A 12,799-nucleotide genomic window follows, 5' to 3' on the forward strand; every position below is an offset into this window, starting at 1 on the left:
CCCAATCGAAATACAGATGGAGGATTAACGATGATCGAAAGATACAGCCGGCCAGAAATGGTCAACATTTGGACGGAAGAAAACAAATTCAAAGCGTGGCTTGAAGTTGAAATTCTCTCCTGCGAGGCTTGGGCAGAGCTGGGCGTCATTCCTAAGGAAGACGTGAAAGAACTGCGCGCCAAAGCGGAGTTTGATATGGACCGCATTTATGAAATCGAGCAGGAAACCCGTCACGACGTGATTGCCTTCACTCGCGCGGTATCCGAGAAGCTCGGTCCCGAGCGTAAATGGGTGCACTATGGCCTGACTTCCACGGACGTTGTGGATACGGCTCTGGGCTACCTTTTGAAGCAGGCGAACGAAATTCTTGAAAAAGATCTTCTCAACTTCATCGAAATTTTGAAAAACAAAGCGATCGAGCACAAGCACACCGCTATGATGGGACGCACGCATGGCGTTCATGCCGAGCCGACTACCTTCGGTCTGAAAATGGCCCTGTGGTATGAAGAAATGAAACGGAACCTGGAGCGTTTCCGTTTTGCGGCGGACGGTGTGCAGTACGGGAAAATTTCCGGCGCTGTGGGCACTTACGCGAACATCGATCCTTTCGTAGAGCGCTACGTGTGCGAGCGTCTGGGAACGAACCCGGCTCCGATTTCGACGCAGACCCTTCAGCGCGACCGTCATGCGGAATATATGGCCACTCTGGCACTGATCGCCACGTCTTTGGACAAGTTCGCGACGGAGGTCCGCGCCCTTCAAAAGAGCGAGTTCCGCGAAGTGGAAGAAGCTTTCGCCAAAGGACAAAAAGGCTCGTCGGCTATGCCTCACAAACGGAATCCGATCGGATCGGAGAATATTTCCGGTTTGTCCCGCGTTATCCGCGGTCACATGGTTTCCGCTTACGAGAACGTGACGCTGTGGCACGAGCGCGATATTTCCCACTCCTCCGTCGAGCGCATTATTTTACCGGATGCGACGATTCTGCTCAACTACATGCTCAACCGTTTCGGCAACATCGTGAAGAACCTGACGGTGTTCCCTGAAAATATGAAGCGCAACATGCAGAGCACGTACGGCGTACCCTTCTCCGGCCGCGTTATGACGAAGCTGATCGACAAGGGTTTCAGCCGCGAGCAGGCCTACGATACGGTACAGCCTCGCGCCATGCAGGCCTGGGAAGAGCAGCGTTCGTTCCGCGAAATCGTGGAAAATACCGCTGCAATCACCGAGCTGCTGAATGCGGAGGAAATCGAAGACTGCTTCAACCCAAGCTGGCACCTGAAGCATGTGGATACGATTTTTGACCGTCTGGGCTTAAAATAATTCAGAACTTCTGCTTGGGAGGACGCAAACATGGGCGCATCCGTCGCATTGTCGACCGCCGAACATCTCATTAAAGCGCCTTTGGTATACAAAGGCAAAGTCCGCGAATTGTACGACCTGGGCGAACATTTCCTGATCGTCGTCACGGACCGCATCTCCGCTTTCGACTATGTGCTGGACCCGGCTGTACCGGATAAGGGCAACGTGCTCAACACGCTGAGCAAGTTCTGGTTTGAGCTGACGACGCCTTTTATGGAAAATCACGTGGTGCACTGTGACGTCGAGCTCCTGGGGGATCTCGTAACGGAGCCGGCGCTTCTGAAAGACCGTGTCATGGTCACCAAAAAAGCGACCCGCATTCCGGTCGAATGCGTCGTTCGCGGCTATATTACCGGCGGAGGCTGGCGACAGTACCAGGAAACCGGCATGATCAACGGCATCCGGCTTCCGGAGGGGCTGCGCAAGAACCAGGTGCTGGAGCACCCGATTTTCACTCCGGCCGCAAAGAACGATGTCGGTCACGACGAGGACATCACCTACGATCAAATGTGCGAGCTGGTCGGTGAGAAGGTAACGGAGCAGCTGATGACCAAAAGCGTCATGCTCTACACCCTCGCTCATACGTATTGCGAGCACCGCGGCATCATTTTGGCGGATACAAAGTTCGAATTCGGATTTATCGGCAACGAGCTGATTCTGATCGACGAAATTTTCACGCCGGACTCCTCCCGCTACTGGGCTAAGGATAAGTACGAGCTGGATACGGAAATCGATTCGATGGACAAAGAACCTGTCCGCACGTATCTGGCGAACTCCGGCTGGGACAAGAACAGCGCTCCGGATCCGCTACCGGATTCCGTGGTGGAGGAAACTTCCCGCAGATACCGCGAGATTTTACAGCGTTTAACGGAAGAAACCGAGTAAGAGAGAAGCTGCACCGGGTTGTGCCGAGTGAGGCAGAGCCCGGTACAGGCTTATCGTAACGGGGTCCGTTAGCCGGGAGAGATGTGCAGGCGTCCGGCTAAGCTGACAGGCAGGCTGGGGTTTATCGGGTGTTAACTATCTTTGTCATGAAAGATAGACGGAACAGATGGTTAACCGCCTTTATAGCACAGCGATTTAAGAATAAATCGGCCTTATTTTTCAGGAGATTAACTTTTTCAAGGGTAAAGAGTCAGAAGATTGAAAAAACAAGATGCCAAGAACGGTCAGAAAGCCGCATGGAAGCACACGGCGATCGTGATATCAAGGGAGGACAAACCGTAATGAAAGCAACCGTCTATGTGACGATTAAGCAAAGTGTACTGGATCCGCAGGGAAATGCCGTTCAAGGCGCACTGCACTCGATGGGATTTGAAGAAGTCGGCAAAGTACGCGTCGGCAAGTATTTGGAGCTGGAACTGGATACGACGGACCGCGCGGAAGCGGAAGAGCGTTTGAAAGCAATGTGCGAGAAACTGCTGGCGAATACGGTCATTGAAGATTACCGCTTTGAGCTGAACTAACGGATCAGGAGGACTTTCCCATGAAATTTGCGGTATTGGTATATCCCGGTTCGAACTGTGACATCGATTGCTACAAGGCGGTCGAAGACACGGTAGGCGAACCCGTCGATTACGTGTGGCATACGGCCACGGACTTGTCCGAATACGACTGCATTCTCGTACCGGGCGGCTTTTCTTACGGCGACTATCTGCGCTGCGGCGCGATTGCGCGTTTTGCTTCGGTAACCCAGGCTCTGGTGAAAGCGGCGGAGCAGGGCAAATATATTCTTGGCATTTGCAACGGTTTTCAAGTCCTGACGGAAGCGGGCCTCCTGCCCGGCGCCCTGCTGCGCAACCGCTCGCTTAAATTCCGTTGTCACTCCACCCTGCTTAAAGTGGTGAATAACGCGACACCGTTCACTTCCGATTATGCGGAAGGCGAAGTGATCAACATCCCGATCGCGCACGGGGAGGGCAACTACTACTGCGACGAAGAGACGCTGCGCGAGCTGCAGCAGAACAACCAGATTGTTTTCCGTTATGAAACGGACACGAACCCGAACGGTTCGGTGGACGATATCGCGGGCATTTGCAGCAAAGAAGGCAACATCGTGGGCATGATGCCCCATCCGGAACGGGCCGTGGACGAGCTTCTCGGTTCGGCTGATGGCAAACGGATGTTTACGTCGATTTTAAACGCTTGGAGGGAACAACATGGCACAGCAGTTAGCCGCTAAGGAACCGAACGCGGAGCAGATCTCCGAGCAGAAAATCTATAAGCAGATGGGCGTAACCGATGCGGAATACGATCAGATCTGCGGATTTCTCGGACGCAAGCCGAACTACGTGGAAATCGGTGTCTTCAGTGTAATGTGGTCGGAGCACTGCTCCTACAAAAATTCCAAGCCGCTTCTCCGCCGTTTTCCTACGACCGGCGAACGCGTATTGATGGGTCCTGGCGAGGGCGCGGGTATCGTGGATATCGGCGACAACCAGGCTGTCGTGTTCAAAATCGAAAGCCATAACCATCCGTCTGCGATAGAGCCGTACCAAGGCGCCGCAACGGGAGTCGGCGGCATTATCCGCGACATCTTCTCGATGGGCGCGCGGCCTGTAGCGCTTCTGAACTCCCTGCGTTTCGGACGTCTCCAGAACGACCGCGTTAAATATTTGTTCGAGCACGTTGTTTCCGGTATTGCCGGCTACGGCAACTGTATCGGCATCCCGACTGTGGGAGGCGAAGTTACCTTTGACGAAAGCTATGAAGGCAACCCGCTCGTCAACGCCATGTGCGTCGGTCTGATCGACCATGACAAAATCCAGCGCGGCGTAGCCAAAGGCGTAGGCAACCCGGTTTATTACGTCGGCCCGGCAACAGGCCGCGACGGTATCCACGGCGCGACCTTCGCGTCCGAAGAGCTGACGAGCGAATCCGAAGCAAAGCGTCCTGCCGTGCAGGTGGGCGATCCGTTCATGGAGAAGCTCGTGATGGAGTCTTGTCTGGAGCTGATCGATACGGGTATCGTGCTCGGTATTCAGGACATGGGCGCCGCGGGTCTTACCTGCTCCAGCGCGGAAATGGCGAGCAAGGCGGGCAACGGCTTGGAGCTGTACCTGGACGAAGTGCCGCAGCGCGAGGAAGGCATGACGCCATACGAAATGATGCTGTCGGAGTCCCAGGAGCGTATGCTGTTCGTTATCGATCCGAAGGATGAGGCGCAGGCTCTTGAAATTTTCGAGCGCTGGGGCGTCATTTGCGCCAAAGTCGGCAAAGTGACCGACGACGGCCGCCTGAAGCTTTTCCATCAAGGTCAAATCGTGGGCGACATGCCGGTAACGGCACTTGTCGACGAATGCCCGGTTTACAGCAAGCCGTCCGCCGTTCCCGCTTATTACACCGAGCAGGCAAACACGGACACGAACCGCTACGAAGAAGTGACCGATCTGAACGGGGCGCTGAAAAGCATCCTGGGCTCTCCAACCGTGGCGAGCAAAGAGTGGGTCTATAACCAATACGATTACATGGTACGCACAAGCACGGCCGTACAACCGGGCTCGGATGCGGCGGTTGTCACGATCCGCGGCACCCGCAAAGCGCTTGCCATGACAACGGACTGCAACAGCCGTTACGTGTATCTCGATCCGGAAGTAGGCGGACGCATCGCGGTCAGCGAAGCGGCCCGCAACATCGTCTGCTCGGGCGGAGAGCCTCTGGCCGTGACGGACAACCTGAACTTCGGAAGCCCGGAGAAGCCGGAAATTTTCTGGCAGCTTGAAAAAGCGGTCGACGGCATGGCCGAAGCCTGCCGCGAGCTGAGCACGCCGGTTATCGGCGGAAACGTGTCGCTGTACAACGAGAACGCGAAGGGCGCGATTTACCCGACGCCGGTTGTCGGCATGGTCGGCTTGATCCAGGACACGGATCACATTACGACCCAAGGCTTCAAGAACGAAGGCGACGTTATCGTCCTGCTGGGCGAAACGAAAGCCGAGCTCGGCGGAAGCGAGTTCCAGAAGGTCGTGCACGGCGTGGTCGAAGGCCGTCCGCCGCAGCTGGACCTGGAGACCGAGAAACGCCTCCACGCCGGCGTGCTTGCCGCGATCCGCGAAGGTCTGGTCGCTTCGGCGCATGACCTCTCCGAAGGCGGCCTGGCGGCTGCCGTAGCGGAAAGCAGCATCTCCGGCGGACTTGGCGCCGACGTAGACTTCCGTACGGAGCTGCGCGCGGATCATGCGCTCTTCAGCGAGAGCCAGTCCCGCATTCTGCTCAGCTGCCGTCCGGAGAAGCGCGAAGCGCTGATCGCCCTGCTTCAAGAGAAGAACGTGCAGGCGGAAGTTATCGGAACGGTAACCGGAACGAACGTGAAGGTCGACATTAACGGAAAACCTGCCGTTCAAGCCTCTATCTCGGAGCTGAGGCAGGTTTGGAAGGACGCGATACCATGTCTGATGCAGTAACATCGGGTAAGGGGCTGTGGACCGGTTCTTACTATAATGAAGGCCACGGCGGACATGACGGTCTGTTCGACAAGCTGAAAGAGGAATGCGGCGTGTTCGGTGTCTTCGGACATCCGGACGCGGCTTCCTTGTCCTACTACGGGCTGCACGCGCTGCAGCACCGGGGACAGGAAAGCGCCGGCATCTGTACGGCGGACGCGGACAATTTTCACTACTTCCGGGGCATGGGCCTCGTCAAGGAAGTGTTCGACCAGTCGAACCTGCCTACACTCGTCGGGACGTCGGCTATCGCCCACGTGCGTTACTCGACGGCAGGGGAGAGCAAGCTGGCGAACGCCCAGCCCCTGGTGTTCAAATACCGGGAGGGCGATCTCGCCGTAGCGACGAACGGCAACCTCGTGAACGCCGGCGAAATCCGCCAGCAGCTCGAAAAGCAGGGCTCGATCTTCCAGACGACGAGCGACACCGAAGTGGTCGCGCACCTTATCGCGCGCTCCAAGCACGATGACATCGTCGACGCGGTCAAAGACGCCCTGCAGCAGGTGATCGGCGCCTACGCGTTCCTGATCCTGACGAAGGACAAGCTGATCGCGGCGCTCGACCCGAACGGGCTGCGGCCTTTCGCGATGGGCAGACTCGGCGACGCATATCTGTTCGCGTCGGAGTCCTGCGCCTTCGACATCGTCGGCGGCACGTATATGCGCGATCTTCTGCCGGGCGAGCTGCTCGTCCTGGACAAGAGCGGGCTCACGGAAGACCGTTTCACGGAAAGTCAGACACGCGCTACATGCGCGATGGAATATATCTATTTCGCCCGTCCCGACAGCGACATCGACGCGATCAACGTCCACTCCGCACGCAAGCGGATGGGCAAGCGCCTCGCGTCGGAAGCGTTCGTGGACGCGGACCTGGTGACCGGCGTGCCGGATTCCAGCACGTCGGCCGCCATCGGTTTCGCCGAGCAGACCGGGATTCCTTACGAGCTCGGACTGATCAAAAACCGCTACACGGGCCGGACCTTCATCCAGCCGAGCCAGGAGCTGCGGGAGCAGGGCGTGAAGATGAAGCTGAGCGCCGTGCGCAAGGTGGTGGAAGGCAAGCGCGTCGTCATGATCGACGATTCGATTGTCCGGGGCACGACTTCGCTGCGCATCGTAAACCTGCTCCGGGAAGCGGGAGCTACGGAAGTGCACGTGCGCATCTCTTCGCCGCCGTTCCAGAACCCGTGCTTCTACGGAATCGATACGCCAAGCCGCAAAGACCTGATCGCGGCGCAGAAGTCGATCGAAGAGATCCGCCAGGCGATCAATGCGGACTCGCTGTACTTCCTCAGCCAGGAAGGGCTGATCGACTCCATCGGCCGCAAGGACGGCGTGGAGAACGGCGGTTTCTGCACGGGCTGCTTCGATAATCGTTATGTCACTTACGTGAACGATAGCGAAGATGCGGTGGGCTGCGGCTGTTAAACTGCCGTGCTGCCGGTATTTTTAACGATAGATTCAACATGTTTGCATCGATTAATAGATAACCAAGCATGGAAGGTATCGCCGCATACGCGGTGTGCTTTTCAAACCATTAGGGAGTGAGACAAGTGTCGGAGGCATATAAAAAAGCGGGTGTCGACATCGCGGCCGGTAACGAAGCCGTTGAACGGATGAAGAAACATGTGCAGAGAACATTCCGTCCGGAAGTGCTGACGGGACTCGGCGGATTCGGCTCTCTGTTCAGCCTGAACAAGGATAAATACGAAGAGCCGGTACTCGTATCGGGCACCGACGGTGTCGGAACGAAGCTCAAAATCGCGTTTGCGATGGACAAGCACGATACGATCGGCATCGATGCGGTGGCGATGTGTGTCAACGATATCGTGGTGCAAGGTGCGGAGCCGCTCTTTTTCCTGGACTATCTGGCCTGCGACCGTGTCATTCCCGAGAAGATCGAAGCGATTGTAAAAGGGATTGCCGACGGCTGCGCGGAGTCCGGCTGTTCGCTGATCGGCGGAGAAACGGCGGAAATGCCGGGCATGTATACTAAAGGGGAGTATGACATTGCCGGTTTTACCGTAGGAATCGTGGATAAGAAAAAAATCATCGACGGCTCCACCGTTCGCCCCGGCGACGCCGTGATCGGACTGGCTTCGAGCGGCGTGCACAGCAACGGCTTCTCGCTGGTGCGCAAGCTGCTTCTGGAAGAGAAGGGACACAGCCTGACGGACACGATCGACGAGCTTGGCGGAGTTCTCGGCGACGTGCTGCTCGAGCCGACGAAGCTGTATGTGAAGCCGGTTCTCGGCATTCTGGAGCAGGTGGGCATCAAAGGCGCCGCGCACATTACGGGCGGAGGCTTCCTGGAAAATATCCCGCGTACACTGCCGGAAGGCGTGAACGTTAACATTCAGTACGGCTCCTGGCCGATTCTGCCGATCTTCTCTCTCATGCAGCGTGAAGGAAACATCACGAACAATGATATGTTCCGTACGTTCAACATGGGAATCGGCATGGTTATTATCGTGGCTCAGGAAGATGCGGAGAAGGCACTGGAAATTGCCGCATCGCACGGTCATGACGCTTACCGGATCGGGGAAGTGACGGAAGGCGGCAAAATCGTGACGTTCGAAGGCGCGGAGGTCTAGAATGGGGAAACTGCGGATCGCCGTGTTTGCTTCGGGAAGCGGGTCGAATTTTCAAGCGGTCGCGGACGCCGTGCGCAGCGGCAGGCTTGAAGCGGAGCTCGCGCTGCTCGTCAGCGACCGGCCGCAGTCGAAAGTGGTGGAACGGGCAAAACAGGCGGACGTGCCTGTTTTCGCTTTTTCTCCCAAAGCGTACGACAGCCGGGAAGCTTACGAGACCGAAATCCTGCAGCTTCTGCGGGAGAAGGAAATTGATCTGATCGTGCTTGCGGGTTACATGCGTATTTTGACGCCGGTGCTGGTGGAGCCGTTTTACGGCCGGATGATTAATGTGCATCCGTCTTTACTTCCGGCTTTTCCGGGAATCAAAGGGATCGACCAGGCGCTGGAATACGGCGTCAAAGTGACCGGGGCAACGGTGCATTACGTCGACGGCGGGCTCGATTCGGGACCGATTATCGCCCAGCGTGCCCTCGAAATCAGGGAAGGCGATACGGTGGAGAGCCTGACCGGGCGCGTGCATGCGGCGGAGCATGAGCTGCTTCCACTTGCGATCGGCTGGATCGCGGAAGGACGCGTGACGCTGGAAGGCCGGCTTGTGCGTATTTCGGAACCGCAGACCGCCGAGGCAGCGGAGCAATAGAACAAGCTTTTTGTGCAAGACGAGATTTAATCGCGTCATGCGTACAGTTCAGCATACAAAGGTTCAAACTAGACTTTCCAACCCATAGGAGGAGAAATCGTGGCAATCAAAAGAGCGTTAATCAGCGTATCGGACAAAACGGGCATTGTGGAATTCGCGTCGGAGCTGGCAAAGCTGGGCGTCGAGCTTATTTCGACGGGGGGAACGAAGACCCTTCTGGAAAAAGAGGGAGTACCGGTCATCGGAATTTCCGACGTGACGGGATTTCCGGAAATTCTCGACGGGCGCGTAAAAACGCTGCATCCCGCCGTACACAGCGGCCTTCTGGCCATCCGTGACGATGCGGAGCACCGCAAAGTGATGGAGGAGCTGGGCCTCGGGTATATCGACCTCGTGATCGTCAACCTGTATCCGTTTGCGGAAACCATTGCAAAGCCGGATGTGGAGTACGCGGATGCGGTGGAAAACATCGACATCGGCGGACCGACGATGCTGCGCTCGGCAGCGAAGAACCATGCTTTCGTCTCGGTCGTGGTGGATGCGGCCGATTATGACACGGTACTTGCCGAAGTCCGTGAAAGTGCCGATACGACACTCGAAACGCGCAAACGCCTGGCGGCGAAAGTTTTCCGTCACACGGCGGCTTACGATTCCCTGATCTCCGAATATTTGTCCGGACAAGTGGGCGAAGAGTTCCCGGAACGCTATACGGTTACGTATGAGAAGGTCCAAGACCTGCGTTACGGAGAAAATCCCCATCAGAAAGCGGCGTTCTACCGCAAACCGCTTGCCGGTGAAGGAAGCATCGCGACAGCGGAGCAGATTCACGGCAAAGAGCTTTCCTACAACAACATCAACGATGCGAACGCAGCCCTGCAAATCGTGAAAGAGTTTACAGAGCCTGCCGTCGTAGCCGTGAAACATATGAACCCTTGCGGCGTCGGAATCGGCACGTCGGTGAAGGAAGCGTACGAGAAAGCATACGCGGCCGATCCTACGTCCATTTTCGGCGGAATTATCGCGGCCAACCGTCCGATCGACGGAGAAACGGCGCAGCTGCTGCACGAAATCTTCCTGGAAATCGTCATCGCGCCTGACTTTACGCCCGAAGCGCTTGAAATTCTCCAGAAGAAGAAAAACATCCGTTTGCTGAAGCTGGGCAATTTTACCGAGGCACAGCGCAAGGCGCTGCACTTGGTCACTTCCGTAGAAGGCGGCATGCTCGTACAAGAAAGCGACGTTCACGCGATCTCGGAAGGCGACCTTAAGGTAGCTACCGACCGTGAGCCGACGGAAGCCGAACTGAAGCAGCTGCTGCTAGCCTGGAAAGTCGTCAAGCACGTGAAATCCAACGCGATCGTGCTGGTAACCGAGGACATGACGATCGGAATCGGCGCGGGTCAGATGAACCGTGTAGGCGCCGCGAAGATTGCCATTGAGCAGGCCGGCGACAAAGCCAAAGGCGCGGTACTCGCGTCCGACGCGTTCTTCCCGATGGGCGATACGCTGGAAATTGCCGCGGCAGCGGGAATTACAGCCGTCATTCAGCCAGGCGGTTCGATCAAAGACGAAGAATCGATTAAAGTGGCAAACGATAAAGGCGTCGCCATGGTGATGACCGGCGTTCGTCATTTCAAACACTAGAAGCGGGAGGCGGGACACTATGCGCATATTGGTTATCGGCCGCGGAGGTCGGGAGCATGCGATCGTCTGGTCGCTTCGCAAAAGCCCGAAGGTGACGGCTCTGTTCTGCGCACCGGGCAACGGAGGCATTGCGGAATTGGCGGAATGTGTGCCGATTACGGAGTTCCAGTTTGCCGAGATCGCGGAATTCGTCCGTCAGAACGCCATCGATCTGGTCGTCGTGGGGCCGGACGATCCGCTCTACGAAGGCATCGTGGATTATCTGGAAGAGCACGGCATCCGCGCATACGGACCGAACCGGGCGGCCGCGGAAATCGAAGGAAGCAAAGTATTTATGAAGCATCTGCTGAAAAAATACGAAATTCCTACGGCCGCTTATGAAGCGTTCGAGGATTATGAAGCAGCGCTGGCTTACCTGCGCAAGCTCGGAGCGCCGATCGTCATCAAAGCGGACGGGCTGGCCGCGGGCAAAGGCGTAATCGTGGCGTCGACGCTGGAGGAAGCGGAGAAAGCGCTGAAGGAAATTATGGTGGAGAAGCAGTTCGGCGCTTCCGGCAACCGCGTCGTCATCGAAGAATTCCTGCAAGGACAAGAAATGTCCCTGCTGGCGTTCGTTGACGGCAATGTCGTGAAGCCGATGGTGCCTTCCCAGGACCATAAGCCGGTCTTTGACGGCGACAAGGGACCCAACACCGGCGGCATGGGCACATATTCGCCGGTGCCGCACATCCCGCAGGAGATCGTGCAGCGGGCGCTGGACACCATCGTGAAGCCGGCGGCCGAAGCGATGGTGAAGGAAGGGCGCCCGTTCCGCGGGGTGCTCTACGCGGGACTGATGATCACCGCGGACGGACCGAAGACGATCGAGTTCAACGCCCGCTTCGGTGATCCGGAGACGCAGGTTATTCTGCCCCGGCTGAAAACCGACCTGCTGGAGATCATTCTGGCGACACTCGAAGGCCGCTTAGCGGACCTTGAAATCGAGTGGAGCGAAGAAGCGGCCGTGTGCGTGATCCTCGCATCCGGCGGCTATCCCAGCTCGTACCCGAAAGGGCTGCCTATCGAGGGCCTCGACGCTGCAGGCGGCGCCCTCGTGTTCCATGCGGGTACGGCGCTCGAAGACGGCCGGCTCGTCACCAGCGGCGGCCGTGTGCTTGGCGTCACGGCGCTGGGCCGTGACATTGCCGATGCGCGCGAGAAGGCGTACGCCGCCGCGGACCGCATCACCTTCGAAGGGAAGCAGAACCGGACGGATATCGCGCTGAAAGCACTGAACGCGATGAAGTAAGGCAGGCGATGTTGGGTATCCGCTGCGTCTGCTGCGGGTAGGCGCCTTGCGGGTGCTCACAACCATGCGATGCCGCACCGCGGGCCGTGAGCTGCTCACCGTCATGCGGCGCAGCACCTCACGTCAGTTACTGCTCACCGTCATGCGGCGCAGCACCTTACGCCGGGAACTGCTCACCGTCATGTGACGCAGCACCTCACGTCGGGAACTGCTCACCGTCATGCGGCGCAGTATCTCACGCCGGGAACTACTCGCCGTCATGTGACGCAGCACCTCACGCTGTGGAACTGCTCCCGGTACGGCCGCTTCTACTATAAGGAAAGTTTGCTTTAGAATTTAGGGTTAACCAAATAAACGCACGTGGCTTCCTTTCCAGGGAGTTCCGTGCGTTTTTTTGTGGTTTTGACCGGCGGCAAAGTTAGTGTGCTCCATGTCGTGAGCGGAGAACGCATCTTTACGATCTGCGCTTTCTCGCTTCCTTTTTGTTCAGCCAGTAGAGCTGCAGCTCGTTTCTTTTGCTATAGACAAAGTAAATAGCGAACAGGCAGCCCAAAATCAACACAATCGGAATCCAGTGCCCGCGCATAAATGTCCAAATAGTGCCCATATACGAAACCCTCCAATATACCGAAATCCTTTGAAAAATTGTTTCTTATTATCTAAATAAAAGACACAAGCGGCCGGTATTTTGATTACGAAAAATGCTAGGATCATGGTTTTCAAAGACGGAAGAGCAGAGCTATCCGGCTTAGTATGGCCTTAAACGGCAAGGATATTCACAAGGCGGATAGGCCCGGGTAGAGAGGGCTAATCTACTTTAGAAACAT

At 56.9% G+C, this 12,799-nt stretch carries 11 protein-coding genes; 10 read left to right on the forward strand and 1 reads right to left on the reverse strand.

Annotated features, from left to right (window positions below):
- The first annotated feature begins 30 nt into the window (after nucleotides 1–30).
- The 10 genes from purB to purD all read left to right on the forward strand — a co-directional run bounded on the left by purB (nucleotide 31) and on the right by purD (nucleotide 11,972).
- Nucleotides 31–1,326 carry an adenylosuccinate lyase gene (purB, locus tag ACI48J_RS03420; RefSeq protein ID WP_326052782.1) on the forward strand — a complete coding sequence of 432 codons (1,296 nt, stop codon included), beginning with the start codon at nucleotides 31–33 and terminating at the stop codon, nucleotides 1,324–1,326.
- A 30-nt stretch (nucleotides 1,327–1,356) separates the two neighbouring features.
- Nucleotides 1,357–2,250 (forward strand): phosphoribosylaminoimidazolesuccinocarboxamide synthase, encoded by an 894-nt coding sequence (locus ACI48J_RS03425; protein WP_009675271.1) that lies wholly within the window; start codon nucleotides 1,357–1,359, stop codon nucleotides 2,248–2,250.
- Nucleotides 2,251–2,591: 341 nt separating this feature from the next.
- Nucleotides 2,592–2,831: a phosphoribosylformylglycinamidine synthase subunit PurS gene (gene purS / locus ACI48J_RS03430; RefSeq protein ID WP_009675257.1), complete on the forward strand. Its 240-nt coding sequence runs from the start codon at nucleotides 2,592–2,594 to the stop codon at nucleotides 2,829–2,831.
- A gap of 20 nt (nucleotides 2,832–2,851) precedes the next feature.
- Entirely contained in the window at nucleotides 2,852–3,547 is a 696-nt protein-coding gene (purQ, locus tag ACI48J_RS03435; protein ID WP_317956392.1) for a phosphoribosylformylglycinamidine synthase subunit PurQ, read from the forward strand.
- Nucleotides 3,525–5,768 (forward strand): phosphoribosylformylglycinamidine synthase subunit PurL, encoded by a 2,244-nt coding sequence (gene purL, locus ACI48J_RS03440; RefSeq protein ID WP_405081669.1) that lies wholly within the window; start codon nucleotides 3,525–3,527, stop codon nucleotides 5,766–5,768. Before purQ ends, purL begins: the two co-directional genes overlap by 23 nt.
- Nucleotides 5,753–7,234 (forward strand): amidophosphoribosyltransferase, encoded by a 1,482-nt coding sequence (gene purF, locus ACI48J_RS03445; RefSeq protein WP_405081671.1) that lies wholly within the window; start codon nucleotides 5,753–5,755, stop codon nucleotides 7,232–7,234. The genes purL and purF overlap by 16 nt, the downstream gene beginning before the upstream one ends.
- A 125-nt stretch (nucleotides 7,235–7,359) precedes the next feature.
- Entirely contained in the window at nucleotides 7,360–8,400 is a 1,041-nt protein-coding gene (purM, locus tag ACI48J_RS03450; RefSeq protein WP_405081673.1) for a phosphoribosylformylglycinamidine cyclo-ligase, read from the forward strand.
- A 1-nt stretch (nucleotide 8,401) separates the two neighbouring features.
- Nucleotides 8,402–9,040, forward strand: a complete 639-nt coding sequence (purN, locus tag ACI48J_RS03455; RefSeq protein ID WP_326052777.1) for a phosphoribosylglycinamide formyltransferase — start codon at nucleotides 8,402–8,404, stop codon at nucleotides 9,038–9,040.
- A gap of 99 nt (nucleotides 9,041–9,139) precedes the next feature.
- Nucleotides 9,140–10,684 (forward strand): bifunctional phosphoribosylaminoimidazolecarboxamide formyltransferase/IMP cyclohydrolase, encoded by a 1,545-nt coding sequence (gene purH, locus ACI48J_RS03460; RefSeq protein WP_326052776.1) that lies wholly within the window; start codon nucleotides 9,140–9,142, stop codon nucleotides 10,682–10,684.
- 19 nt (nucleotides 10,685–10,703) lie between these two features.
- Nucleotides 10,704–11,972, forward strand: a complete 1,269-nt coding sequence (purD, locus tag ACI48J_RS03465) for a phosphoribosylamine--glycine ligase (RefSeq protein WP_405081674.1) — start codon at nucleotides 10,704–10,706, stop codon at nucleotides 11,970–11,972.
- 454 nt (nucleotides 11,973–12,426) lie between these two features.
- Here purD and ACI48J_RS03470 read toward each other — a convergent pair whose 3' ends face one another.
- Nucleotides 12,427–12,579: a hypothetical protein gene (locus ACI48J_RS03470; protein ID WP_405081675.1), complete on the reverse strand. Its 153-nt coding sequence runs from the start codon at nucleotides 12,577–12,579 to the stop codon at nucleotides 12,427–12,429.
- Between the last annotated feature and the right edge of the window lie 220 nt (nucleotides 12,580–12,799).

Source organism: Paenibacillus chitinolyticus, from assembly GCF_045038035.1.
GTDB classification, from domain to species: Bacteria; Bacillota; Bacilli; order Paenibacillales; family NBRC-103111; genus Paenibacillus_F; species Paenibacillus_F chitinolyticus_A.

Bases quoted from the DNA above. Each gene is read 5' to 3' on its own strand.
- purS (WP_009675257.1), top strand. From the start codon at position 2,592: ATGAAAGCAACCGTCTATGTGACGATTAAGCAAAGTGTACTGGATCCG.
- purD (WP_405081674.1), top strand. From the start codon at position 10,704: ATGCGCATATTGGTTATCGGCCGCGGAGGTCGGGAGCATGCGATCGTC.
- ACI48J_RS03425 (WP_009675271.1), top strand. From the start codon at position 1,357: ATGGGCGCATCCGTCGCATTGTCGACCGCCGAACATCTCATTAAAGCG.
- purB (WP_326052782.1), top strand. From the start codon at position 31: ATGATCGAAAGATACAGCCGGCCAGAAATGGTCAACATTTGGACGGAA.
- purQ (WP_317956392.1), top strand. From the start codon at position 2,852: ATGAAATTTGCGGTATTGGTATATCCCGGTTCGAACTGTGACATCGAT.
- ACI48J_RS03470 (WP_405081675.1), bottom strand. From the start codon at position 12,579: ATGGGCACTATTTGGACATTTATGCGCGGGCACTGGATTCCGATTGTG.
- purL (WP_405081669.1), top strand. From the start codon at position 3,525: ATGGCACAGCAGTTAGCCGCTAAGGAACCGAACGCGGAGCAGATCTCC.
- purF (WP_405081671.1), top strand. From the start codon at position 5,753: ATGTCTGATGCAGTAACATCGGGTAAGGGGCTGTGGACCGGTTCTTAC.
- purN (WP_326052777.1), top strand. From the start codon at position 8,402: ATGGGGAAACTGCGGATCGCCGTGTTTGCTTCGGGAAGCGGGTCGAAT.